The sequence below is a fragment of the Mesorhizobium sp. B263B2A genome, from assembly GCF_020165775.1.
Classification (GTDB): domain Bacteria; phylum Pseudomonadota; class Alphaproteobacteria; order Rhizobiales; family Rhizobiaceae; genus Mesorhizobium; species Mesorhizobium opportunistum.
The window spans coordinates 66100-91461 of record NZ_JAIUIU010000017.1 but is presented as its reverse complement, the minus strand read 5'-3'; the positions used below and the strand labels follow the sequence as shown (position 1 = coordinate 91461).

Below are 25362 nucleotides of genomic sequence, written 5' to 3'. Positions count from 1 at the left end.
CGAGTTTTAAGTCTCGTCAAGAACCTGTGTTCGACGGTCGTTCTATAGCGACGTGCCGAGCCCGACCACGCCCGCGTTCCTCGGCCCGCCATTCCATCGGGTCGCCTCGGATCCACCTCAAAGATGGCCCAAGGCCTGCAGGATGAGAACGCTCGAAAGAACGAGCAAGGCAAGACCATAGGATCGATCGATCCACACGGCGTTGGGGCCGGCCAGGAGCTTGACCGCCCGTGAGCCAAGGGTCGCGTAGAGCATCAGTACCAATACATCCGCCACTGCGATGATGATGGCCAGAACGGCATATTGCATCGCAATCGGCTCATTGGTGTCGACAAAGGGTGGCAGGATGGCGGGGAAAAACAGCCAAGCCTCGGGGTTCGTGACCGCCACCACGAAGCAACGCAGAATGAGGGCCTTGGTCGACTGGGTCTTTTGGAGAATGGCGGGATCGATTGCAGGTCGGGACGCGGTGGAGATGCGGAGCGTGCGGACCGCGACGAAAAGCAAATAGCCGGCGCCAACCATCCTGAGCGCGGAGAGATAGAGTTCCGAGGCCAGCAGAAGCGCGCCGAAGCCGAGCCCAACCATGCAGATGAGGACGAAGTCGGAAAGCACCACGCCGGCCATGGCGATGAAGGCGTTCCAGACGCCGTAGCGTGAGCCGTTGGTGATGGCCAGCACGACATCCGGCCCTGGAACCGCCATGCCGAGCACTGATACGAAGGCGACCGTCACGAGCGGCATGTTCTGCATGCGGCTGTGTAAAGTGCCCGGCACCGGTCTTCCGTAACCGATTTCACATAGTCGCCGTTTGCCTGGCGTCGAAGACCGGCCGCCCTTTGGGCGTCAGCCGAACCAACCCGGTCCCCGACATCTCGTCACTTTGCTCATCCTGCTGGCCACGGCCAGCTGATCCCGATCGCTTACCAGCTGATCCCGATCGCTTACCAGCTGATCCCGATCTTTGCCTTGCCGGCATAGCTCTGGACATTGCCCGAGAACTCGCCCTGAAAGCCGAGCGAAGCAAACAGGCCGGAGCCCGATGTGTACGTCGCGCTCGCATTGACGAGGGCGGCGTTGGTGTCCGGCTCGGCTCCGTCGATGGTGAAGGTCGCGCCGGGCAGGTTCTGGAACGTTGCCGTCACCGTGCGGCCTGTGCTGCCGTTGATTGCCCAGGCGGCGCGGCCTGACAGCGTCAGCTTTGCTCCGTCCTGCAGCGCGATGTCCTTGTCGAGGTTGAGGCCCAGTTCGAAACGCGTCGCCGTGGTCGTCTGGGATCCGTAGCCGAGCGCGAAATCGCCGGAACCGACGCTGGTCTCGGCATAACCCGGCAGGCGATAGGCTGTCGCCTGGAATGCGGCGTAGGGCGTCAGCACCGCGACCGGCGTGGCGAAGCGATAGCCGCCCTCGACGCGTCCCGACCAAGTCTGCGCGTTGAAGGAAGCCTCCAGCGTGTCGCCCGGCACAGTCCGGCTGGTGTTGGTGTCGTTGACCCCGTACGCCAGCACGCCGGCGATATAGGCATCGCCAAAACCCTGCCGGCCGAAAACGCCGACATTGAAGGTGTCGGCACGGCCGGAGCCGAGATCATCCGACAGCGAGAAGCTGGACGAACCGCCGCCGATCGCGACGCCGAGACGGCTGTCGCCCCAGTTCCTGACGATGCCGCCGGCGACGCCAAAAATGTCCGCATTCGTGTCGTGCGAACCGACGATGGCATCGCCGCCGATCTTCTGCGCACCGCCATAGACGGCGCCCCATGCCTGCCAGCGGCTGGCGAAGACAGACCCCACCAGATCTGCATTGTGGCTGGCCTTCATGCCGAGCGCCGCGAACTGCTCCTTGCCGCCGGCCGCCTCGTCGCCGGCATAGGCTGTCGGCGCACCGCCGCGGGACGGGCCCGCCTCGCCCTGAATTGCCTGGGCATCGAGCGCGTTGATGAACTGGTCGGCGCTGTCGATGCCGGCATTTACGGCACCGGCCGTCACCTCGCCGGAGAGCTGGGATAACCCGTTCGCGTCAAGCCCGGCAAACGCGCCGGGCAATGCGCCGTTCTGATTGAAATAGTCGATGAGCGCCGTGTCGACGCTCTTCTGGTTCTCGTTAAGGCCGGCGCCAATGATCGCCTCGGCGGTCGTCTGCAGATAAACGTTGTTCGCCGTATAGTCATAGACGAGGCTGCTTGTAAGGCCCGGCAGTGTAGGAGCGTCGAAGCCTGCGAATGCAGTGCTCCCCAGCCCCCCGTCGGCATGCAGGATGGTATAGCTCTTGGCCACGAAGGTGCCCGGCAGATAAGTTACTTCCACCGTGCCGCCCGAGAGGTCGGCGGTACCGGTAACGTTGGTGCGGTCGGCCGTGACTGGCGAAACCTCGACGCTGTATGTAGAGCCGGCGCCGAACACGAGGTCCCCCGCGACGGTGATGGTGCCGATCGAGTTGCCCGGCGCCAGAACGCCGCCCGCGATCGTTGTGTTGCCAACCGTGCCGGTGCCCCCCAGCGCGCCGCCAGCGTTCACGGTCATGGTGGCACTGGTGATCGTGCCGTTCACCGACAAGATACCTGCATCAATGGTCCAGGACTGCGCGGCAGTGTTGGTCCCGGTCAGCGTCCAGGTGCTGCTGCCAGTCTTCTGAAATATGCCAAAACCCTGATACTGCGCACTGGCGCCGATCTGCGACACGTCAAAGCTGCTGTTGGCAGCCCCCCCGAGCCGTAGGGTGTCGGCAGCACTGAACGCAACCACGCTGCCGAGGATGTCGGTGCCTGCCTGCAGTTCCAGGGTGTTGATCCCGCCGGTGAAGCTGATGGCATTGGCGCGCGTCACTCCATCGCCCGAGAGCCCACCCGAGATCGTGCCGCTGTTGACGATGGTCAGACCGGCGCCACGGATACCGACGCCGCCCAAGCCTGCCGCGCCGTTGTGAGACCAGTTATTCGCATTGCGGACGACGCCGCTTGTCCCGCCCGCGCCGCCTGTGATCGTGCCGGTGTTCACCAGGGAGTTGGATGTGCCGGTGAGATCGAGCCCGATCCCACCGCTGCCGCCGTCGCCAGGGCTGCCGCCGCCGGAGCCACCGTCACCGCCATTGCCACCCTTGCCGCCTGCCACGGTCCCGCTGTTGGTCAGCGACAGGCCGCTCCCGGTGACCACCGCTCCGTAGCCGCCGCCGCCACCGCCGCCGCCACCGCCAACGGGGCCGGATCCACCGGGGCCTGGCGGTCCATTTCCACCGTTTCCGCCGTTTCCGCCGACGCTGGAAAGCGCTCCCGAGGTCGAAACGACCGCGCCATGGGCACCGCCGCCGCCGCCGCCACCACCCGTTCCGCCGCTGCTGGCGTTGCTGCCATCGCCGCCATTGGCGCCTGCGGTGGTGCCGCCCGCGCCGCCGGCGGCCGGGCTACTAAATCCATCCCCGCCGCTTCCGCCCGTCACCCCGGCGCCGCCGCCGCCGCCGCCGGAGGCGATGCCTGCGTCGTTAATGCCGGTGCTACCGTCGCCGCCGGCACCGGTCGCGCTATCCGCACCACCGGACACGCCCGTTGTCCCGCCGCCGCCAGTGCCGCCTCCCCTGCCGCCGTCCGCAAATGCGGGCGCAACCAGCGCCAACGAAAGAGCCAGCCCGACTGGCGCGGCCAGCCTGGTGCCGCCGAGCGCCGTTGCAGATTGAAACGCGCGGCAACCCCTCCCCAGTATTCCCAACACTATTGCTTCCCCAAGCGAAATTCGACGATCGGTGCACCGACGAGCCGCGCCCGGAATTGTCACGCCAGACATGCCTTGCCCTCACGAAAAGACCGTCGCGCGCCCTATCGGCGCAACAACATCGGCAAGGTGCGCCGACTGCAACGACCCAAGGCGTGTCTCATCATGATTTATGAAGGCTTTGAACGAGAATCCGTGTGCCACCTGCAGTAGAAAGCCCGATTGCGAAGGAGAGCAAGAGCGGCGTTCGTGGCGCCGGCTTTTCATACTGGCTTGTTGCTTCCTGGCAACAGCATCAGGGAAGTAACCGGGCAGACTTTGCAAGTCGTGCATAAAAAAGCGGCACAATCAGAAAAAACAGCGTCGTCAGACATCGGATTCGTGCACGGCGATCGCGTCCCGAAAAACCTGGCCGAAGGTCCTAGGCTTCGCCGCCCGACGCCTTTCACTTCGGCGAAGGCGTCGAGCTGGGCGGGCGGCGCTCAGCCATGTCGATCAGGGTCCGATCGGAGAACAACGCCTTGAGCGTGGCGCAGCACGCACGCGACCGCGCATTAAGTTTATTTTCATCGGCTTCGATGGAACAGTAGGCTGAGCCGCCGATTGCCGCATGGGATCGGTACTGCCGTCCTGTGCGCGTAGAGGCCCGCTTGAGCATTTTCGACAGATTTTCCCTGAAGGGGCGCGTGGCGCTGATCACCGGCGGCGGGCGCGGGCTTGGTTTCGAGATCGCGCTCGCCTTTGCCGAAGCCGGAGCCCATGTCGTTGTCACGGGACGCACAGCCGCAACGCTCGATGCCGCCGTCGCCGCCATTGCCGAGAGTGGCGGCAGCGCCCAGGCCGTCACCTTCGACATCGCCGACATCGAGGCCGGGTGTTCCGCGATCGCCGATATCCGCAAGGCCCACGGCCGCCTCGATATCCTCGTCAACAATGTCGGCGCCCGCGACAGGCGGCCGCTGGCCGCTTTCAACGACGATGACATCCTCGACCTGATCAGGACGGATCTTTTATCGGCGATCTCGCTGTCGCGCGATGCGGCGCGGATCATGAAAGCCCAGGGCCACGGCCGGCTGATCGCGGTGACCTCGATCGTCGGCGAGATGGCGCGGCCCGGCGACGCCATCTATCCCGCGGCCAAGCAAGGACTGACCGGGCTGATGCGCAGCATGGCTGTCGAATATGGCGCCCACGGCGTGACCAGCAACGCCATCGCGCCAGGCATGTTCGCCACCGAGACCAATGCCGCGATGGCGGCAGACCCCGATTTGGTTGCCTTCGCCCGCCAGCGGGTTCCGCTGCAGCGCTGGGGGCAGCCGCGGGAAATTGCCGGTGCCGCACTTTTCCTCGCCAGCGACGCCGCGTCTTTCGTCAACGGGCATGTGCTGACCGTCGATGGCGGCATGTCGATACAGATGTGACGACTGCCGGCAAAGGATTTGGTGGGGCGTTCAGGCCGACCCATCGGACTGGTGCGCCGCGATTGCCGCGAGAAAAGCCTGGCCGAACTCCTTGAGCTTCGCCGCGCCCACGCCATTCACTTCGGCGAAGGCGTCGAGATCGCGCGGGCAGCGCTCGGCCATGTCGATCAGCGTGCGATCGGAAAACACCACATAGGCCGGCACCTGGCGCTCTTTCGCCAATCGCAGCCGCACGGATTTGAGCGTGGCAAGCAACGAGGCATCGACGCCTTCGGCTCTCGAACCCTCGGCCGCTCGCATCTTGCGCAAGGCTCGGCCGCGCACCTCGACGCGGTAGTGGAACGCCACCTCGCCCCGACCGAGCGCATGCCCCTTATCGGCGATGGCGAGGCCGCCATGGCCGCTCGGGTCCGGTTCCAGGAACCCGCCAGCGACAAGCTGGCGGATCAGCGACATCCAGAAATCCTTCTTGTGCGCCACGCCGCTGCCGAAGCTGGCGAGCCTCTCATGACCCCTGGCCAGCACCTTCTCGGTTTCATGGCCGGTCAGGATGTCGATGACGTGGGCGGCGCCGAAGCGTTCGCCGCTCTGCGAGACCGCGGCCAGGATGATGCGCGCCTCGGCGGCGCCATCGGCGCGCGGCACCTGGTCGAGGCAATTGTCGCAATTGCCGCAAGGCTGGGCTTCCTCGCCGAAATAGCCGAGCAGCACCTGGCGGCGGCATTGCGCCGTCTCGCAATAGCCGATCAGCGTGTCGAGCCGGCGATGCGAGCGCCTCTTGTGCTCGGGCGACGCATCCTCGTCGTCGATGAACAGCCGGCGCATGCGGATGTCGCCAAGGCCGAACAACATATGCGCCTCGGCCTCCCGCCCGTCGCGGCCGGCGCGGCCGATCTCCTGATAATAGGCTTCGAGGCTGCCCGGCATATCGGTGTGGAAGACATAGGCGACATCGGGCTTGTCGATGCCCATGCCGAAGGCGATGGTCGCCACCATGACGACGCCCGAGAGCGTCATGAAGGCGTTTTGGTTCGCTTCACGCGCGTCCTTGGTCATGCCGGCATGATAGGCGAGCGCGGTGACGCCATTCTTCTCCAGGAAAGCTGCCATCTCCTCCGTCTTCTTGCGCGACAGGCAATAGACGATGCCGCTGCGGCCGGGATGACGCTCGATGAAGTTGAGCAGCTGGCGCTTGCTGTCCTGCTTGGCCGCGATGGCGAGCTTGATGTTGGGCCGGTCGAAACCCAGCACCAGCGTTTCGACACGCTCGGCGAACAGCCGGACGGCGATGTCGGTGCGCGTGCTCTCATCCGCGGTCGCCGTCACGGCGATGATCGGCACTTTCGCAAAAATGCCGCGCAGCCGCGACAAATCCTCATATTCGCGCCGGAACGCCGGGCCCCATTGCGAAATGCAATGCGCCTCGTCGATCGCGATCAGGCTGACGTCGAGCCTGGCGAGCGCCTCGAGCATGCGCTCGGTCATCAGCCGCTCCGGCGCCAGGTAAAGCAGCCGCGTCTGGCCAGAAGCCACGCGGCGCCAGGCCGCGACATTGGCCTCGCGGTCGAGCGAGGAATTGATCGTGTCGGCGGCGACGCCTGCCAGCCGCAAGGCGGCGACCTGATCCTGCATCAGCGCCACCAGCGGCGAAACGACGATGGTGAGCCCGCCCAGGACCAGCGCCGGCACTTGGTAGCAGAGCGACTTGCCCGCCCCTGTCGGCATCACGGCCAGCACATGGCGCCCGCCGAGCAGCGCGTCCATGACAGCGGCCTGGCCGGGTCGGAAATCGTCGAAGCCGAACACGTCCTTCAGGACGCGCCGCTTGGGATCCTCCGCCCGCATGCTCGCTGCCTGTGCCGGCATCAGGCGGACACCGGGCGGCGAGCGATTTTTCGGGGATTGGAGAGGATGTAAAAACCGGTCAAGAGACTCTCCGAGTTCCACTTTGGAGTAGCGCAGCTATCCTCGGAGCACAACCGGAACAGGTTGCTCTTCGCCTTTCGTTGGTTCGAATCCGGGCTGCGCAGCGGCCCCGGCCGACATGCCGCCGTCGGCTCAACCTATTCGCCACCCGCCATTGACCGGTATAACCGCACCGGTGACGAATGAGCCGGCCTCCGATGCCAACCAGAGCACCGCGCCGGCGATATCGGCCGGTGTCCCTGGCCGCGCCATTGGCGTCTCGGCGACGATCGCGGCGATGCGATCTCGCGGCCAGCCTCCGGTGAATCCGGTATCAGCGATGAACCCCGGCGCGACGGCGTTTGCCGTGATGGCGCGCGGAGCCAATTCGCGGGCCAGCGCATAGGTCAGGCCATGCAGGCCGGATTTCGCGGCCGCATAGGCCAAGCTGCCTGGCCGGCTGCCGCCGGTCTGCGCACCTATCGAACCGATGTTGATGACGCGGCCTCCCGGACTTGCAAGCAATGGTGCCGCGACGTGCGCCATCAGAAAACTACCTTTCAGATTGGCGTCAACGAGGGCATCCCAATCGGCCTCAGCCTCCTCGATCGGAGTCGAGAGGCTGACGCTTCGCGTGAAGCCGGCGGCGTTTACGAGGACGTCCACCTTGTTCAGCTGGGTCAACGCCTCCTGAACCTCACGACGATTCCCAACATCCGCTCGTCGCCACGCGGCTTGCGAACCGAGTTTTCTCGTGGCTTCGGCAAGGCGGTTCTCGTCACGGCCGACAAGAACGACCGCGTAACCCGCCTGCTGCATCGCTTGCGCTATGCCGAATCCAATGCCGCTGGCTCCGCCGGTAATGACCGCCACCCTGTTGTCCTTTGACATATCGAGCTCCCATGAATTGACCGATGTCTTCGAGATGGTCGTGGGAGTGCGATATGTCGAATACTGTTTATGTGCCTCGACGATATGATAAAGATATCGCATGCTGAGCTTGCGCCAATTCCAGCAATTCCTCGCCGTCGCCGAAACCATGAGTTTCCGGCGAGCGGCTGAGCATCTGAACATGGCTCAGCCGCCGCTCACCGCCACGATCCGGCAAATGGAGGCGGAACTGGGCGTTCGCCTGTTCGAGCGCACCAACCGGATCAACAGTCTGACGGCGGCAGGAGAAGTGCTGCGCGAAGAGGCGCAAAGAACGATCGACCAGGCCGAACGCGCCGTCGCGCTCACGCGACGTGCTGGCACTGGGGAGATTGGTTCGCTGCGCATCGGTTTTGTCGCTAGCGCTGTGAGGCAATTGCTGCCGACCCTGATTGCCGAATTCCGGGAAAGTCAGCCGGGAGTTGTGCTGGAACTCGAGGAAGCCCCTTCGGCTCGGCAGATCGCGGCACTTCTGGAAGACCGCATGGATCTCGGGATCGTTGCTCTTCCACTCCCATCCGGGGCCGAGCCACGTATCTTGACACAGACGATAGTCAGGAGCCGGCTGGTCGCGGCCATTCCAGCCCGCCACCCTCTGGCCAATGCACTGCACACTCCGCTCACCTTGGCCGCGCTCGCTGACGAAGGCTGGGTTCTCTTTCCAGCCGCGGAAGGCCCAGGCCTTCATTCGACAATCCTGCGGGCTTGCGCTCAAGCCGGCTTCACGCCACGGATTGTCCAGCGTGCGGTTCAAATGGAAACCATTGTCGGTCTGGTGGCGGCCGGGCTTGGGGTCGCGCTTGTGCCGAGCCTGTTTGCCGAGACAGGCCGCGAGGGCGTGGTGTTTCGGGACTTGGTCGGCCACGGCTCGCCTATTGCCTACGAAGTCGCCCTGACACGACGCAAGGGCCACAATCTTCCTGCGCTGGAGGCATTTATCCAAACGGTGCTTCGGGTACTATCTTTGCGATAAATCCGTCGGTCACATTCCTGGCCGGCCGAAAGCATCAGCGCATCCGTCGCAGCCTGCCCACTTCGAGACGCGCCGGCAGAGGACGCGCCTTCCCCAGCGACACCTGCATCCCGCTGGATTCCTGCGCGCTCGGATGTAAGCTTGGCCGGCAAAAGCCAGGGAGGGCACGATGCTGCAGGTGAGACAGGACATCCTCGGCGAGCGGTTCCATCTCCAGCGCGGGGCCTTCGAGAAGCAGCCTTTTCCCGACATCGACGTCCGCAAGGACCGCCTGAACCGCCTGCTGGTGCTGACCGAGCGGCATGAAGCCGACATCTGCGCGGCGATCGACACCGACTTTGGCGGCCGCTCGACGCATGAGACGCGCCTTGCCGAACTGTTTGTCGTGCGTGCCGGCATTCGCCACGCCCTGTCCCATTTGAGAGGCTGGATGCGGGAGCGCCGTGTCGCCACCACCTTGCCGTTCCTGCCGGGCAAGAACCGCCTCGTCGCGCAGCCGCTTGGTGTCGTCGGCATCGTCTCGCCCTGGAATTATCCTTTTCAACTTGCCGTCGCGCCAGTGACGGCAGCCCTTGCCGCCGGCAACCGCGTGCTCGTCAAGCCGTCGGAACTGACACCCGCTTTCTCGGAGCTGCTCGCCAAACTCGCCGGCGAGCATTTCGCCCCGGATGAGCTCAGCGTCATCACTGGCGATGCCGAGATGGGCAAGGCATTCGTGTCGATGCCTTTCGATCATCTGCTGTTCACCGGCTCGACCGCGGTCGGCCGCCAGGTCGCGATCGCGGCGGCCGCCAATCTGACCCCGGTCACGCTCGAACTCGGCGGCAAGTCGCCGGCGATCTTCGATCCGTCCTGCGATCTCGACGCGGCGGTGTCCAGCATCGCCTACGGCAAGCTTTTGAATGCCGGACAGACCTGCATCGCGCCGGACTACCTGCTGGTGCCCAGGGGACAGGCAAGCACGGTCGCCGCCAAGCTCGCAACGGCGATCGCGCGGCTCTACCCCTCCATGCGCGAAAATCCCGACTACACCGCCATCATCAGCGACCGGCACTACCAGCGCCTGCGCGACATGATCGCCGAGGCCCGCGATGCCGGCGCCGATGTCACGGAAATCAACCCGGCCGGCGAAGATCTCGGCACCACCAGCCGCAAGCTCCTGCCGACACTGGTCGGCAATGCCAGCCCGAACCTGCGGCTGATGCGCGAGGAGATCTTCGGGCCGGTGCTGCCGATCGTCGAATACGCCACCATCGACGAGGCGATCGACCATGTGAACCGGGCCGACCGCCCGTTGGCGCTCTATTGGTTCGGGCGCGACAGCGGCAACCGCCGGCGCATCCTGCGCGAAACCGTCGCCGGCGGTGTGACCATCAACGACTGCATGCTGCATCTGGTGCAGGAGAACCAGCCCTTCGGCGGTGTCGGCGCCAGCGGCATGGGCGCTTATCACGGGCAATGGGGTTTCCGCACCTTCAGCAAGGAGAAGCCGGTCTTCCTGCAGTCGCGCCTGAGCGCAGGCGCCCTGCTGCGCCCGCCCTATGGCAAGACGTTCGAACGGCTTTTCGGCCTGCTTCAGCGGATCACCTGATCAAACGCCGCGATCTCGGCGCATTAAGTTTATATTCACCATCATTCGGCAGGTTTCCAATCCTGCGGTGAACGTTTTGAGTACCGCGGCGCCACAAGCGCCCAGGCAACAAACCCGCGCTCCTTGGGGCGCGGGTTTTCATTTTTGAAAACCGTCGCCAAGCCGGCCCGCTTCCAGTGCTTTGACACCGTGCACCGGATCGGACGCAACGATGATGCCGCTGGCGGTCTCGAGGATTTCCGTCCTGCCATCGATGGTCGCCTCGAAGCGGCCTAAGGCGAAGCGGATTCTAAGGCAAAACCCGCACGGCGGCCGGTCCGTTCTCGCCATTTTCCTGGTGTGATCCCGGTGACGCGTTTGAAGGCGCGACTGAATGCGGCCTCGGATTGATACCCCACGCCGGCAGCGATACTTGCGAGACTTTCATGGCCGAAACGCAGGCGCTCGCCAGCCAGTTGAATCCTCCAACCCGTCAGGTATTCGATCGGCGGGCGGCCGAGCAGCGCGTTGAACCGCTCCGCGACGATCGTGCGCGATGAGCCAACCTTGTCGGCAATCTGACCGACGGTCCAATGGCGCGCTGGATCGGCGTGGAGAAGCTGCAACGTCCTTCCGACAATTGGATCGTTCAGCGCGGCGAACCAACCCTTTGAGCCAGGTGGAAGCCGGGCAACATGGCGCCTCAGCAGTTCGACGAACAGAAGCTCCATGAGCCTTCCAAGCATCGCCTGTGAGCCCGGCGCCGCCGCCTCGACATGCAAATCGATTTCCCGCACCGTCGAAGCGATCAGGGCGCCTATCTTGTTCTCCGACATCTTCTCTACGATGAGCGCCGGAAGTGTGCGGAACACCGGCGCGAACAGGAATTCCGAAGACTCGAGAAAGCCGCAGATCATGCGCAATTCGTCACCGCCGCCGCCGTAGTTGACGGTCCACATTCCTTCGATCCGACCGGGCTGCACAATTTCTCCGGCCGCAGCCATCACCAGCGGCTCACCCTTCCAAAACCTGTGATGGCCAGCGAATGGCAGGAACAGCAGATCGCCAGCAGTGACTTCTCGCCGCTCGCCATTTGCGGCCTCGAAAGTGCAGTTGCCCGCTACGATGAAATGGAAAATGCTTATGTGGCGCAGGCAGGCCATGGGGCTGACCGGGTCATAGTATTTCGGGGCCACGACGCCGAACGGCGCGCTGAAGCAGGCGTTCAGAAAGACGGAGCCGGTCAGCCTTACGGCTTTCAGCATTTCCGACAGCAGATCCGGTCCATGGTCCGGCGTCCCTGTATGTAAATCCGATGTTGCAGTCATTGCTGAACCTGAAGTCTGGCGGCTACACCTCCAGAACGCTGCAGCTCGACAGATTAATCCCGCGTCACCCGATGCGCGATCTTATCAACCTCCAGCTTGGCAAAAAAAGACTTTTCTGCAAACCAATGGAGACACCAGGATGTTGAAATTAGCCTGCACACTTGCACTTCTGCTGGCTGGAACAGCGCCCCTGCTTGCTGATGATATGCCAATGAATGCCGACGGCATCAAATGGGGTCCTGCTCCTGCCGTCCTTCCAGCTGGCGCACAGTTCGCGGTTGTTGCCGGCGATCCGTCAAAGGACGGCATCTATGTGCTGCGGCTGAAGATGCCCGCAGGCTACAAAATTCCTGCGCACAACCACCCTACCTCGGAATATGTGACGGTGATTTCCGGCAATTTTCATATCGGAATGGGCGACAAGCTCGATGAGGCGAAGGGCATCGAACTGACGGCTGGCGGTTTCGGCGTTGCCCCGGCTGGAATGAACCACTTCGCTTGGACGACGAGCGATACGATTGTCCAGGTTCATGGCGAGGGGCCCTTCGCGATCACCTACGTCAACCCGGCGGAAGATCCGAGTAAGAAGTGACGATTCACTGGCCACCTCCATCGATGGCAGGCCCGCGCCTCTCCGGAGGGGTGCGGGCTTTTCCTTTGCGAGATGTGCTGGAGCAAAGCGGCGCGGGCGCCTTTGGCACGTATTGATTTCGGCTCGATCAGGCGAGGAAATCGGCCCTGTGGGGCGTGAAGCTGTCGACCAGCCGCCCTGCTTCCAGTGCCTTGACGCCGTGCACCAGACCGGATGGCACGATGAAGCTGCCGCCAGTCTCGACGATCTCGGTACGGCCATCGATCGTCACCTCGAAACGACCCTCGGCGACATAGCTTGCCTGGACATGCGGGTGCGAATGCAGGGCGCCGATGCCGCCTTTGTCGAAGCCGAACTCGACCAGCATCAGCTCGTCGGTATGGAGCAGAACGCGCCGCCTGTTGCCATCCGGCGTCGGCGTCCAGACGCCCTCGCCGGCATGGGCGAAAATCTTCTTGGTCATCGTTGTCTCCTTGGCTATCGCGCCAGCCAGCCGCCATCCACCGGCACCACCGCGCCATGCATGTAGCTCGACGCCGGCGCCAGCAGGAAGACGGCGGCGTCGCCAATGTCTCCCGGTTCGCCCCAGCGGCCAGCCGGGATGCGACCCAGTATGGCGGCACTGCGGTCCGCATCGGCGCGCAGCGCTTGCGTGTTGTTGGTCTCGATATAGCCCGGCGCGATGGCGTTGACGTTGATACCCTTCGATGCCCACTCGCAGGCAAGCAGCCGGGTGATGCCGAGCACGCCATGTTTAGAGGCCGTGTAGGACGCGACGCGGATGCCGCCCTGGAAACTCAGCACCGAGGCGATGTTGACGATCCTGCCCCGGCGTCCGCCGGCAAGGACGCGCCGGGCGAAGGACTGGCAAAGCAGGAAGGCTGTCTTCAAATTGACGTCCATGACGTCGTCCCAATCGCTCTCGCTGAGATCGACGGCATCGGCGCGCCGGATGATGCCGGCATTGTTGACCAGCCCGTCGAGCGGCCCGTTTTCTTCCCAGACCCGATCCAGCATCGGGCCGGCATCCGCCGTGTCGGCAAGATCCGCCTTCACCGCCTCGAATTGTCCGCCCAGGGCGGCGATCCTGCCTGCCGTATCATCCATTGACGAGCGGCCGACGCCGACCACCGCACCGCCGGCACGCGCAATCGAAATGGCGATGCCCTGACCGATGCCTGTGTTGGCACCGGTGACCAGGATACGCTTGCCGGCCAGGCTGAAGGCGGAAAGATCGCTCACCGCAAATCGTCCATCGCCACCGGGTCGACATCGGTATAGTCGACATTGTCGCCGGCCATCGCCCAGATGAAGGCGTAGTTCGAGGTGCCGGCGCCCGAGTGGATCGACCAGCCGGGCGACAGCACCGCCTCCTCGTTGCGCATGACGATGTGGCGTGTCTCGTCCGGTTCGCCCATGAAGTGGAAGACCCGAGCCGTTTCCGGCAGATCGAAATAGAGATAGGCCTCCATGCGCCGGTCGTGCACATGGCACGGCATGGTGTTCCAGATGGAGCCCGGCGCAAGCTGCGTCATGCCGACGACGAGCTGGCAAGTCTTTGTTCCGTCGGCATGAATGAACTGGAAAATCGAGCGTTCGTTGCAGGCCTCCTTGCTGCCGAGGTCGAGGCGCTTGGCGTCGCCGAGCCGGATCAGCCGGCTGGGATGGGCCTGGTGCGCCGGCGCGCTGAGCAGATAGAATTTCGCCGGCGTGTCCTTTTCGGCGGAGGCGAACGACACATCGCTACTGCCCATGCCGAGATAAAGCATGTCGCGCGTCTGCAATTCGAAAGATTGGCCGCCTGCTTTCACGCTGCCTGCGCCGCCGATGTTGACGACGATCAGCTCGCGGCGGTCGAGAAAATCCCTGGTCCCGGTCGGCTTGATCGCATCCAGCGGCAGCGGCGCCATCACCGGCATGGCGCCGCCGACGATCATGCGGTCGTAATGGGTGTAGGTCAGGCAGACCCGGCCAGGCCGGAACAGGTCTTCAATATGGAAATTGTGGCGCAATTCATCGGTTCCCATCGTCGCGGCGGCGGCCGGATCAATGGCGAAACGCGAGGTGAAGTCGGTATGGCTCTGGCTCATGGATGTCCTGACTTGCAATGGGGTTATTCGCCGGCGGCCCTGACCGTATCGGCATAAAAAGCCTGCCTGGCGTGCAGGCGCTCGCGGTAGCGCTGCTGACTGGCGGTGAGGTGCTTGCGCATCGCCTCGCGCGCGGCTTCGGCGTCGCCTGAGGTGATCGCGTTCAGGATAACCAGATGCTCACGCTGCAGCCCGCGTTGGTAAGAGTCGGACTGCGCCAGTTCGGTCGACCAGGGCGAGGTCACGTCGCACGGAATGGCGCGCCGGCCGAGCACGTCGAGCATCTCGACATAGAACGGATTGTTGGTGGCGCTGGCGATGGCGCGGTGGAAGGCAAGGTCGGCCGGCCCGGTCGGCTCGCTGGCGAGCAGCAGCCGCTCGAACTCGAAGAAGGCCTCCTGGATCGCCGCTTCCTGTGCGGCGTTGCGGCGGATGGCGGCGAGCCCAGCCGATTCGATCTCGATCGCCAGGCGCACTTCGAGTACGTTGAGGGCGATGGAATCCTTGGCTCCCATGTCGGCGGCCAGCGCCCCGAACATCGTCGAGATGTGCTCGGTGACGAAGACGCCGGCGCCCTGGCGCGGCTCGACAAGGCCGTCGGCGGCAAGCTTGGCCAGGGCCTCGCGGATGACCGTGCGGCTGACGCCGAAGGTCTCGGTCAGTTGCCCTTCGGTCGGCAATTTGTGGCCGGGCAGGATTTCCCCCGCCTGCAACTGCCTGCGGATCGCCGCGATGACGGTCTCCGACAGTTTTGGTTTTCTCTCGACCCTGAGGTCGGCGACGGTATCGGACACGTGACCTCCTAATGGAACAGACCCGTTGGTGGAAAAGGCCCTTAGTGGAAAAGGCCCCTAGTGGAAAAGACTCGGCAGCCACAATGAGATTTCCGGAATGTAGGTGACCAGCATCAACACGGCGAAGGCCGCCCCGTAGAAGGGCCAGATCGAGCGCATCGCCGTCCAGATCGGAATGCGGCCGATGGCGCAACTGACGAACAGCACCGCGCCGACCGGTGGCGTGCACAGGCCAATGCCCAGATTGAGGATCAGGATGACGCCGAAATGCACGGGGTCGACGCCATAGGCCATGACAACCGGCAGGAAGATCGGCGTGGTGATGATGATCAGCGGCGACATGTCCATGAACGTGCCGAGGATCAGGAGTACCACATTGATCAGCAGCAGGATGACCAGCTTGTTGTCGGACACCGACTGCAGGAAGGCGACCAGCGCCGCCGGTACCCTGAGATAGGCGAGCAGCCAGCCGAAGGCCGCGGCGCAGCCGATGATCATCAGCACCATCGCCGTGGTGCGCACCGCGGCGCTGGTGGCGGCGACGAAGTCGTTCCAGCTCATCGAACGGTAGATGATGAGCGTCACCAGGAAGGCGTAGACGATGGCGATGCAGGAACTTTCGGTGGCGGTGAAGATGCCGGAGCGGACGCCGCCGAAGATGATGCCGATCAGGACGAGGCCGGGGATGGCGGTCACGAGCAATTGCAGGGCCCGGCCGAAGCCGGCGAACGGCTCGGTCGGGTAGCCGCGGCGGCTGGCGACCCAATAGGCGGTGACCATCAGCGACAGCGCCAGCAGCAGGCCAGGTATGACGCCCGCGGTGAACAGGTCGGCGATCGAGATACGGCCCCCGGCTGAAATAGAATAGATGATCATGTTGTGCGAGGGCGGAATCAGCAGCGCGATGATGGCGCCGACCGAGGTGATGTTGACGGCATAATCGATGCCGTAGCCGCGCGCCTTCATCTGCGGGATCATCAGCCCGCCGACCGCCGATGCATCGGCCACCGCCGAGCCGGAAATGCCGCCGAACATGGTCGACGCCGCGATGTTGACCTGGCCCAGGCCGCCGCGCAAATGACCGACCAGCGAACCGGCCAGCGCCACGAGCCTGGCGGCGATGCCGCCACGCACCATCAGGTCGCCGGCGAAGATGAAGAACGGGATCGCCATCAGCGAAAACACGCTGACACCGGAGTTGAGGCGCTGGAACACCACCAGCGGCGGCAGGCCCAGCACCAGTACGGTGGCGAAGCTGGCGACACCGAGGCAGAACGCGATCGGCGTGCCAATGACGAGCAGGAAGACGAAGGTGCCGAACAGGACCGTCAGGGCCATCTAGAGATCCTCCTCGCCTGTGGCGTATTGGTCGGCATCGACGGGCAGGCCGGCAAAGCGCCCGGCCAGCCGCTCCAGCGAGAACAGGCAGACAAGTGCGCCGCCCAGGACGACCGGCAGGAAGCTGACGCCACCCGGGAGATCGAGCGACGGCATCACCGTGTTCCAGGTCAGCCTGGCGAGCTGGACGCCATAGACGATCATGCCGAAGCCGAATGCGAGCACGACGACGTCCGAAATGCTGCGCAGCACCGCCTTGGCCGAAGGTGGCAGGAAATAGAGCAGCACGTCGAAGCCTAGATGCGTGCGCTCGCGAACGCCGACAGCGGCACCGAGGAAGATGAACCAGCCCATCAACAGCACCGCTGAGGATTCGGTCCAGCTTGGCGAACTGTTCAGGATATAGCGCGAGAAGACCTGCCAGAAGATGATCACCGTCATCAAGGTCAGTCCGGCGCCACTGACCCACAGTGCGAGCCTCGACAGCTGTGCCAACAGCCGTTCGGTGCCCAGCCAGAACGCCTTCAAGCCACCCTCGCTCGACGGCGGCGCGGAAGTCCGCGCCCCGCCCGGTCCGCCGGCTTCCATTATTTCGTCGCCTGGATGCGGGTGGCGAGGTCCTTCAGCGCCGGCGTCGACAGGTACTTGTCATAGACCGGCTTCATCGCGTCGATCAGCGGCTGCTTGTCGATCTCGCTGACCTTGACGCCGGCTGCTTCGACGATGTCACGCGACTTCTTTTCCTGCGCGTCCCACAACTCGCGCATCTTGACGACGCTGTCCTTGGCCGCCTGGCGCACGATCGCCTGATCCTCCGGCGACAGCTTGTCCCAACTTGCCTTGGCCATGACCAGCACTTCCGGGACGATCTGGTGCTGGTCCATCGTGTAGTGCTTGGCGACCTCGTAGTGCTTGGCGGATTCGAAGCTCGGCCAGTTGTTCTCGGCGCCGTCGATGACGCCTGTCTGCAAGGCCGAATAGACCTCGCCATAAGCCATCGGCGTGGCGTTGGCGCCCAGCGCATTGACCATGTCGACGAACACGTCCGACTGGATGACGCGGAACTTCATGCCCTTCATGTCGGCCATCGAGGCGATGTCCTTCTTGGTGTTGTAGAAGGAACGCGCGCCGGAATCGTAGAAGGCCAGGCCGACGAGGTCATGCGCCTCGAACGCCTTGAGGATCTCGTCGCCGATCGGCCCGTCCATGACATGGCGCATGTGGTCGACCGAACGGAAGATGTAAGGCAGCGACGGCACCGCCGTCTCCGGCACGATGCCGTTGAACGGTCCCATCGAGACGCGGTTGAGGTCGATGACGCCGGTCTGCGTCTGCTCGATCGTGTCCTTCTCCTCGCCGAGCTGCGCCGAATGATAGACCTCGACCGAATAGCGGCCGTCGGTGCGCTGCTTGATCAGCTCGCCCATGTATTTCACCGCCTCGACGGTCGGATAGCCATCGGGGTGTGTGTCGGCCGAGCGCAGCACGGTCTCGGCGTTGGCGATGCCGATCAGCAGCGAGCCGAAGGCGAATGTGACCGCTGTTAATTTCGAAAAATGCAACATGACTTCCTCCCTTTAAAATCAAGGCGCCCGGCTCAGAGCCGGTACGCCTTCTTGGCAAGCGTGTAGGTAAGCTCCTTGGCCAGTTCATGCGCCTCGTCCTCGCGCAGTCGGTGCTCGGCGACGAGGCGTGCCAGGAACGCGCAGTCGACCCGACGCGCCAAATCGTGGCGGGCGGGTATAGATGGAAAGGCACGGGTGTCGTCGTTGAAGCCGACGGTGTTGTAGAAGCCGGCTGTCTCCGTCGTCATCTCGCGGAAGCGGCGCATGCCTTCCGGGCTGTCGTGGAACCACCAGGCCGGCCCGAGCTTCAGCGCCGGATAGACGCCGGCCAGCGGCGCCAGTTCACGCGCGTAGCTGGTCTCGTCGAGCGTGAAGAGGATGACAGTGAGATCGCGCGCAAGCCCGACGCAGTCGAGCAGCGGCTTCAGCGACGTCACATAGTCGGTCCGGGTCGGGATATCGAAGCCCTTGTCGCGCCCGAACTTCCGAAAGATATCGGGCGAATGGTTGCGCCAGGAGCCGGGATGGATCTGCATCACCAGCCCGTCGTCCCGGCTCATCTTGGCCATCTCGGTCAGCATCTGGGCACGGAACAGTTTTCGCTCGCGCTCGTCGTCCGAGCCGCGGCGGATGCGGCTGAACAGCTCCTGCGCCGCGGCGTCGGAAAGATTGGCGGTATCGGCCGTCGGATGGCCATGATCGGACGAGGTCGCGCCAAAGCTTTTGAAGAAGGCACGCCGCTGGCGATGCGCGTCGAGATAGCCGGCCCACGTGCCGGTATCGCAGCCGGTGATTTCGCCGAGCCGGTCGAGATTGGCCGAGAACCCCTCGAAATCGGGATCGACGACCGCATCCGGCCGGTAGGCGGTGACGACACGGCCTTCCCAGCCGCTGTCGCGGATCATCTGGTGCCATTTGAGATCGTCGAGCGCGCCTTCGGTCGTCGCGATGACCTCGATGTTGAAGCGCTCGAACAAAGCGCGCGGGCGAAAATTCTCCCACTGCAGCACAGTCGCGATCGTGTCGTAGTGGCGGTCGGCCGTCTCGGCACTCAATGGCTCTTCGATACCGAACAGATCCGCCAGCACATGGTCGAACCACAGCCGGGTCGGCGTGCCGCGAAACAGATGATAGTGCTCGGCAAAGCGGCGCCAGATCGTCCTCCCGTCGGTCTCCACCGGCCCGCCGTCAAGGGTCGGCACGCCGAGGTCCTCCAGCCGCACGCCCTGGCTGCACAACATGCGGAAGATGTAGTGGTCGGGCACGATGAGCAGTTGCGCCGGATCTGGGAACGGCTCGTTCAGCGCATACCAGCGCGGATCGGTGTGGCCGTGCGGGCTGACCAGCGGCAGATCCTTGATCCCGGCATAGAGATCGCGGGCGATCGAGCGCGGATGCGCCTCGGCTGGAAACAGCAAATCCGCATTGGTCAGTGCCACGATGATCCTCCCGAAGGCGCTATCGGTAGGAGCGGCAGGAAATAATGTCAACATACAAAAATTGGATTGTTGTATGATGACTTTTGAAGCCATTGTGTGGCAAGAGATCGGGTGTTACGCCGCTCGCCGACCCCATGCCGAGGCCATCCATGCCATCCGACCAGACAAGCCGCGCCACGACGAACAAACGCCTCTCCGCCACAACGCTACAAGCGCTGCCGGCCTCGGTCGCGCCCCCCTCTTATGACCGCAGCCGCATCACCCCGGGCATCGTGCATCTCGGTGTCGGCGCTTTCCATCGCGCCCACCAGGCAGCCTATGTCGATGACTGCCTGACGGCCGGAGAAATGGACTGGGGCATTGTCGGCGTTTCCTTGCGCAGCCCCGATACGCGCGACGCGCTGGCGCCGCAGGACGGGCTCTACACGCTGGCGATCCGCAGCAGCGGCGAGGAGGAGCTCCGTGTCATCGGCTCGATCGGCTCGATGCTGGTGGCGCCGGAAGACCCCGGTGCTGTGCTGGCGGCACTGTCCGATCCGCGCACCCGGATCGTCACGCTGACCATCACGGAAAAGGCGTATCTGAGGGCAGCGGGTGGCGGACTGGACGCCGCCCATCCCGACATCGTCCACGATCTGGCAAATCCGCAAAGACCCAGGACGGCGCATGGTTTTCTGACCGAGGCGCTCGCCCGGCGGCGGGCCGCCGGCACACCGCCCTTTACCGTGCTGTGCTGTGACAACCTACCCGCCAATGGCGCCACGTTGCACCGCTTGCTGATCGAATTCGCCAAGTTGCGCGATGCCGGCCCGGGCGCAACCAGCGGCACCGGACTTGCAGGCTACATCGCCACGGAGGTCGCGTTCCCCTCCAGCATGGTCGATCGCATCGTACCGGCGACCACAGATGCCGACCGGGCACGGATTGCCGGCGAGCTCGGCGTCGAGGACGCCTGGCCGGTCATGACCGAGCCCTTCCGCCAATGGGTGATCGAAGACAATTTTCCGGCGGGCCGGCCGTCCTGGGAAAAGTTCGGCGTCACCATGGTCGGGGATGTCGCCCCGTACGAGGACATGAAGCTCAGGCTGCTCAACGGCGCGCATTCGGCCATCGCCTATCTCGGCCTGCTCAGCGGCCACGCCACCGTCGACCGCGCCTTTGCCGATCCGGCGATAAGGCAGTTCGTCGACGCGCTATGGGCCGAAGCCATTCCGACCCTCCCCGAGGATGCCGGGCTCGACACCAAGACCTATACAGCGGAGCTCGCCGAGCGTTTTTCAAACACCGCGCTCGCCCACCGCACGGCGCAAATCGCCAATGATGGCAGCCAGAAACTGCCGCAGCGTATTGTTGCTTCGGCCGTGGAGTGCATGGAAGCCGGCACTGAATTTGTGCATCTCACGCTTGTGGTGGCTGCCTGGATCGCCGCCTGCGCGGCGCGGGGTAATACCTTGCCGGAGGGCCATTTCACCGATCCGCTCGACGGGCCGCTGATGGCCCTTTTGAGCCAGCAACTGCCGGCGAATGAAACCGTGACGGCGGTGTTCGACTTGGCCGGCTTCGCTGGGGATCACCCCGAGCGCCAGACGCTGATTGAACTGGTGGCCGTGCATCTCGTCCACCTGCGACGGGATGGTCCGACCCTGGCCTTCGCCGCCCTCGGTATAGGAAGCGAATGACCATGATACCGACTGGCAATGGTTTCTGACCAGAAGTGCCTACTGGGAACCTCAGGCAGCGCTCCATTTCTTACGTGCATCCTCCAGCCGCTCATCAAGATCACGCTTGTCAATAAGCCCGATGAAATCGACAAGGTGGCAGAGAATACGGCAGAGTCGGATTCTCCTGAAATCCTTACCTCCAACTTCCAAATCCAGCAAAAAATTAAGAACAACCTGTGACCATGACCTGGTCGGGTTCGCGCTATCGCTATTTAATAGATCGACAAAGCGCCCATACCCGATGATCGACCTGCCCGAACCTCTACTCTCAATCATCGATTCCCCAATTGCGCGTAATTCTTCACGAAAGATAAGCGTGTCTCGCCAGTCATCCCAATCGCTAGCCGTGTTAATATGACCGTCTGCGAGATCGGATCTTATGGCCGACAAAGATTTCTCCACTTTCGCGGTGTGTCGATTCCGAGAGGCTTGGTAGAATGTGAGCTCTTGGCGATATAGCTCTAGCCATCCCAAAAAGGCACATAGGCGGTACATGGTACTGACAAACTTGTAACGCTGGTAGTATGGATCCTGATCGCAGTTTCTTTCTTGCTTAGCAGGCCGCGAATCGAAAACTTGTTGCGACAAAAATACTGTGGGGTAAGTGTCACAAATTTCGATCAGACGGTGCCCCAGTTCCCTTGCAGAAAGCTTTAGGGGATCCCTGTACTTTTGGTAAATCTGCTCAAGAGCTCGATCTTGCTTCCAAAGCTCGAAAGATCTGGAAATAAAGTACTCCTTTATCACGATGCCGAGAATCGACCCAACGGTCGATACTAAGGCGCCAACAAAGGCAAACCCAAGCCAGGTTTTAAGGTCTAAACCAAGCACAAAAATATCCCCCGGAATTTCTTTCCCGAGGATAACAAATCTCAATAATATTTGAAACGCCTACACGCACGACAGGGTAGTTAGCCCCTGGCGCCCTTCAGGGTCACTAGGCCGGCAGGATGGCGCCTTCCAGCGTGGTGAGCTGGCTGAGAAACTGTTCGGCCTTGCTGCGCGCCTGGTCGTCCTTGGCGTCTGCGGCATCTTCCTTGGCTTCCTGGATGCGGCGCGCGAGATCGGCACGATCGACATCCTTCACCGCGACGGCCGATTCCGCCAGCAGCGTGCAGCCGGCCGGAACGATGTCGGCAAAGCCGCCGAACACGACATAGCGCTCTTCGCTGCCAGAGGCGTTCTTCACCGTGACGACACCGGGCTGGATCGTGGTCATGACCGGCGCGTGATGCGCCATCACGGTCATCTCGCCTTCGGCGCCCGGAATGACGACCGATTCGACCTCGGCGGAAACCAGCAGGCGCTCCGGCGAGACCAGTTCGAACTTGAAAGCTTCAGCCATGATCAATTTAGCGAATAGCGAATAGTGAGTAGCGAGTAGTGAAGAAACTCGCTCGGCTCACCTTGCCTCTATTCGCTACTCCCTATTCGCTATTCGCTTCTTCTTACGCCGCTTCAGCCGCGAGGCGCTGTGCCTTCTCGACCGCTTCCTCGATGCCGCCGACCATGTAGAAGGCGGCTTCCGGAAGGTGATCGTAGTCGCCGTTGCAAAGGCCCTTGAAGCCCTTGATGGTGTCGGCGAGGTCGACCAGCTTGCCCGGCGCGCCGGTGAACACTTCGGCGACGAAGAACGGCTGCGACAGGAAGCGCTCGATCTTGCGGGCGCGGGCCACCGTCTGCTTGTCCTCTTCCGACAACTCGTCCATGCCCAGGATGGCGATGATGTCCTGCAGCGACTTGTAGCGCTGGAGGATCGACTGCACCTGGCGGGCGACACCGTAATGCTCTTCGCCGACAACCATCGGGTCGAGCATGCGCGAGGTCGAATCCAGCGGATCGACCGCCGGGTAGATGCCCTTCTCGGCGATGGCGCGGTTCAGCGTCGTCGTCGCGTCAAGGTGGGCGAACGAGGTCGCCGGCGCCGGGTCGGTCAAGTCGTCGGCGGGCACGTAGATGGCCTGCACCGAGGTGATCGAGCCCTTGGTGGTGGTGGTGATGCGTTCCTGCAGCGCGCCCATGTCGGTGGCGAGCGTCGGCTGATAGCCCACCGCCGACGGAATGCGGCCGAGCAGAGCCGACACTTCTGAACCCGCCTGCGTGAAGCGGAAGATGTTGTCGACGAAGAACAGCACGTCCTGGCCCTGGTCGCGGAAATATTCGGCGACCGTCAGGCCGGTCAGGCCGACGCGGGCGCGCGCGCCCGGCGGCTCGTTCATCTGGCCATAGACCAGGGCCGCCTTGGAGCCTTCGCCGCCGCCCTTCTTGTTGACGCCGGATTCGATGAACTCGTGATAGAGATCGTTGCCCTCGCGGGTGCGCTCGCCGACGCCGGCGAACACCGAATAGCCGCCATGCGCCTTGGCGATATTGTTGATCAGTTCCTGGATCAGCACGGTCTTGCCGACGCCGGCGCCGCCGAACAGGCCGATCTTGCCGCCCTTGGCGTAGGGCGCGAGCAGGTCGAGCACCTTGATGCCGGTGATCAGGATCTGGGCTTCCGTCGACTGCTCGACATAGGTCGGAGCCGGCTGGTGGATGGAGCGCATCTCGATCGCGTCGACAGGGCCCGCTTCGTCGACCGGCTCGCCGATGACGTTGATGATGCGGCCAAGCATGCCCGGGCCGACCGGAACGGTGATCGGAGCGCCGGTGTCGCGCACTTCCTGGCCACGCACCAGGCCTTCGGTGGAGTCCATCGCGATGCAGCGCACGGTGTTTTCACCGAGATGCTGGGCAACTTCGAGCACCAGGCGGTTGCCGACATTGGTGGTCTCGAGCGCGTTCAGGATCGCCGGCAAATGTTCGCCGAACTGAACGTCGACGACAGCGCCGATGACCTGGCGGACCTGGCCGACAACGCCGGTTGCCTTGGTCGCCACTGCCGGTGTCTTGGCCGAAGCGGCCTTGGCCGGAGCCGCCTTCGCGGCTGCCGCCGGAGCCTTTGCAGCCTTCGCGGGGGCTGCGGCCTTCGCGGCTGCCGTCTTGGGTGTTGCCTTCTGGGGGGTCGCTGCTTTCGCCATCGTCTTTACCCTTTTTCGTCCTTTGTTTCTCACGCGGTCCGGTCGCGGGCCAAATGGCCCCGGACCGCGCCTAGAGCGCCTCGGCGCCCGAAATGATTTCGATCAGTTCCTTGGTGATCTGCGCCTGCCGCTGACGGTTGTAGGTGATCGACAGCTTGTTGATCATGTCGCCGGCGTTGCGAGTCGCATTGTCCATGGCGCTCATCTTGGCACCCATCTCGCCGGCCGCGTTTTCGAGCAGCGCCCGGAAAACCTGCACGGAAATGTTGCGCGGGATGAGGTCGGAAAGGATTTCGCCCGGCTCCGGCTCATATTCATAGACGGCATTGCCGCCATCATTTGCCTCGGCCGGAGCCGAAGCGACGCCTGCGGGAATGATCTGCTGCGCCGTCGGGATCTGGCTGATCACCGACTTGAACTGCGAATAGAACAGCGTGCAGATATCGAAGCCGCCCTCGTCGAAGAGGTGGATGACCTTCTTGGCGATCGCGTCGGCATTGACGAAGCCGAGCGTCTTGACCTCGCGCAGATCGATGCGCTCGAGGATCATCGAGGCATAGTCGCGGCGCAGGATATCGAAACCCTTCTTGCCGACGCAGATGATCTTGACCTGCTTGCCGTCGGCCAAAAGCCTGCGGATATGGTCGCGGGCATGACGGGCGATCTGCGAGTTGAAGCCGCCGCACAGGCCGCGCTCAGCGGTGCAGACGACGAGCAGATGCACGTCGTCCTTGCCGGTACCGGTCATCAGCGCGGGGGCATCGCCGCCGCCGCCGATCGCCTGGGTGATGTTGGCCAGCACGGAACCCATGCGCTCCGAATAGGGGCGCGCCGCTTCCGCAGCCTCTTGCGCACGGCGCAGCTTCGCCGCGGCGACCATCTGCATCGCCTTGGTGATCTTCTGCGTCGCCTTGACCGAGGCGATACGGTTACGAAGGTCTTTTAATGAAGGCATGCTTCAAACCTGAT

At 63.6% G+C, this 25362-nt stretch carries 22 protein-coding genes; 5 read left to right on the top strand and 17 right to left on the bottom strand.

The genetic code is table 11. From position 1 onward, the window contains the following. Positions 1-117: 117 nt before the first annotated feature. Together LB568_RS23840 and LB568_RS33715 are read right to left on the bottom strand one after the other, a co-directional pair. The gene (locus LB568_RS23840; RefSeq protein ID WP_224731397.1) at positions 118-777 is read right to left on the bottom strand and encodes a LysE family translocator; all 660 of its coding nucleotides are present in this window, start codon (positions 775-777) and stop codon (positions 118-120) included. A 167-nt stretch (positions 778-944) separates the two neighbouring features. Further along, on the bottom strand, positions 945-3536 hold the full coding sequence (locus LB568_RS33715; RefSeq protein ID WP_224731396.1) for an autotransporter domain-containing protein: 2592 nt from the start codon (positions 3534-3536) through the stop codon (positions 945-947). Between the two features lie 818 nt (positions 3537-4354). Here LB568_RS33715 and LB568_RS23830 point away from each other — a divergent pair. After that, positions 4355-5125 carry an SDR family oxidoreductase gene (locus tag LB568_RS23830; protein ID WP_013892449.1) on the top strand — a complete coding sequence of 257 codons (771 nt, stop codon included), beginning with the start codon at positions 4355-4357 and terminating at the stop codon, positions 5123-5125. Positions 5126-5155: 30 nt separating this feature from the next. Here the strand turns inward: LB568_RS23830 and recQ are convergent, their stop codons facing one another. Both recQ and LB568_RS23820 read right to left on the bottom strand, forming a co-directional pair. Then, complete coding sequence (gene recQ, locus LB568_RS23825) at positions 5156-6991, bottom strand: DNA helicase RecQ (RefSeq protein ID WP_224731395.1); 1836 nt, start codon at positions 6989-6991, stop codon at positions 5156-5158. A 192-nt stretch (positions 6992-7183) separates the two neighbouring features. Beyond that, the gene (locus LB568_RS23820) at positions 7184-7921 is read right to left on the bottom strand and encodes an SDR family NAD(P)-dependent oxidoreductase (protein WP_013892447.1); all 738 of its coding nucleotides are present in this window, start codon (positions 7919-7921) and stop codon (positions 7184-7186) included. Between the two features lie 100 nt (positions 7922-8021). On the opposite strand from LB568_RS23820, the gene LB568_RS23815 reads away from it, so the two are divergent. Continuing rightward, on the top strand, positions 8022-8933 hold the full coding sequence (locus LB568_RS23815) for a LysR family transcriptional regulator (RefSeq protein WP_224731394.1): 912 nt from the start codon (positions 8022-8024) through the stop codon (positions 8931-8933). Positions 8934-9102: 169 nt separating this feature from the next. Next, positions 9103-10524 carry a coniferyl aldehyde dehydrogenase gene (locus tag LB568_RS23810; protein ID WP_013892445.1) on the top strand — a complete coding sequence of 474 codons (1422 nt, stop codon included), beginning with the start codon at positions 9103-9105 and terminating at the stop codon, positions 10522-10524. Positions 10525-10796: 272 nt separating this feature from the next. Here the strand turns inward: LB568_RS23810 and LB568_RS23800 are convergent, their stop codons facing one another. Beyond that, positions 10797-11831, bottom strand: a complete 1035-nt coding sequence (locus LB568_RS23800) for an AraC family transcriptional regulator (protein ID WP_263497190.1) — start codon at positions 11829-11831, stop codon at positions 10797-10799. Between the two features lie 139 nt (positions 11832-11970). Between LB568_RS23800 and LB568_RS23795 the strand changes: the two genes are divergently transcribed. Continuing rightward, positions 11971-12423: a cupin domain-containing protein gene (locus tag LB568_RS23795; protein ID WP_224731393.1), complete on the top strand. Its 453-nt coding sequence runs from the start codon at positions 11971-11973 to the stop codon at positions 12421-12423. Positions 12424-12550: 127 nt separating this feature from the next. On the opposite strand, the gene LB568_RS23790 is transcribed toward LB568_RS23795, so the two are convergent. Genes LB568_RS23790 through uxaC form a run of 8 tightly spaced genes read right to left on the bottom strand, consistent with a single transcriptional unit; the run spans position 12551 to position 19703 of the window. After that, positions 12551-12886: a cupin domain-containing protein gene (locus LB568_RS23790; protein ID WP_013892442.1), complete on the bottom strand. Its 336-nt coding sequence runs from the start codon at positions 12884-12886 to the stop codon at positions 12551-12553. A gap of 14 nt (positions 12887-12900) precedes the next feature. Next, positions 12901-13665: a 2-dehydro-3-deoxy-D-gluconate 5-dehydrogenase KduD gene (kduD, locus tag LB568_RS23785; protein WP_224731392.1), complete on the bottom strand. Its 765-nt coding sequence runs from the start codon at positions 13663-13665 to the stop codon at positions 12901-12903. Further along, positions 13662-14513, bottom strand: a complete 852-nt coding sequence (kduI, locus tag LB568_RS23780; protein WP_224731391.1) for a 5-dehydro-4-deoxy-D-glucuronate isomerase — start codon at positions 14511-14513, stop codon at positions 13662-13664. Before kduI ends, kduD begins: the two co-directional genes overlap by 4 nt. A 23-nt stretch (positions 14514-14536) precedes the next feature. Further along, positions 14537-15307 (bottom strand): FadR/GntR family transcriptional regulator, encoded by a 771-nt coding sequence (locus LB568_RS23775; protein ID WP_013892439.1) that lies wholly within the window; start codon positions 15305-15307, stop codon positions 14537-14539. Between the two features lie 57 nt (positions 15308-15364). Beyond that, positions 15365-16645 carry a TRAP transporter large permease gene (locus LB568_RS23770; RefSeq protein WP_013892438.1) on the bottom strand — a complete coding sequence of 427 codons (1281 nt, stop codon included), beginning with the start codon at positions 16643-16645 and terminating at the stop codon, positions 15365-15367. Continuing rightward, on the bottom strand, positions 16646-17233 hold the full coding sequence (locus tag LB568_RS23765; protein ID WP_224731390.1) for a TRAP transporter small permease: 588 nt from the start codon (positions 17231-17233) through the stop codon (positions 16646-16648). After that, positions 17233-18210 (bottom strand): TRAP transporter substrate-binding protein, encoded by a 978-nt coding sequence (locus tag LB568_RS23760; RefSeq protein WP_224731389.1) that lies wholly within the window; start codon positions 18208-18210, stop codon positions 17233-17235. Before LB568_RS23760 ends, LB568_RS23765 begins: the two co-directional genes overlap by 1 nt. A gap of 32 nt (positions 18211-18242) precedes the next feature. Beyond that, complete coding sequence (uxaC, locus tag LB568_RS23755) at positions 18243-19703, bottom strand: glucuronate isomerase (RefSeq protein WP_263497188.1); 1461 nt, start codon at positions 19701-19703, stop codon at positions 18243-18245. Between the two features lie 95 nt (positions 19704-19798). On the opposite strand from uxaC, the gene LB568_RS23750 reads away from it, so the two are divergent. After that, positions 19799-21328 (top strand): mannitol dehydrogenase family protein, encoded by a 1530-nt coding sequence (locus LB568_RS23750; protein ID WP_224731388.1) that lies wholly within the window; start codon positions 19799-19801, stop codon positions 21326-21328. 51 nt (positions 21329-21379) lie between these two features. Here the strand turns inward: LB568_RS23750 and LB568_RS23745 are convergent, their stop codons facing one another. The 4 genes from LB568_RS23745 to LB568_RS23730 all read right to left on the bottom strand — a co-directional run bounded on the left by LB568_RS23745 (position 21380) and on the right by LB568_RS23730 (position 25348). Continuing rightward, positions 21380-22246 (bottom strand): hypothetical protein, encoded by an 867-nt coding sequence (locus tag LB568_RS23745; RefSeq protein ID WP_224731387.1) that lies wholly within the window; start codon positions 22244-22246, stop codon positions 21380-21382. A 61-nt stretch (positions 22247-22307) separates the two neighbouring features. After that, on the bottom strand, positions 22308-22715 hold the full coding sequence (locus tag LB568_RS23740; protein WP_013892433.1) for a F0F1 ATP synthase subunit epsilon: 408 nt from the start codon (positions 22713-22715) through the stop codon (positions 22308-22310). Between the two features lie 103 nt (positions 22716-22818). Then, positions 22819-24393 carry a F0F1 ATP synthase subunit beta gene (gene atpD / locus LB568_RS23735; protein ID WP_224731386.1) on the bottom strand — a complete coding sequence of 525 codons (1575 nt, stop codon included), beginning with the start codon at positions 24391-24393 and terminating at the stop codon, positions 22819-22821. Positions 24394-24463: 70 nt separating this feature from the next. Beyond that, entirely contained in the window at positions 24464-25348 is an 885-nt protein-coding gene (locus LB568_RS23730) for a F0F1 ATP synthase subunit gamma (RefSeq protein ID WP_013892431.1), read from the bottom strand. Positions 25349-25362 lie beyond the last annotated feature (14 nt).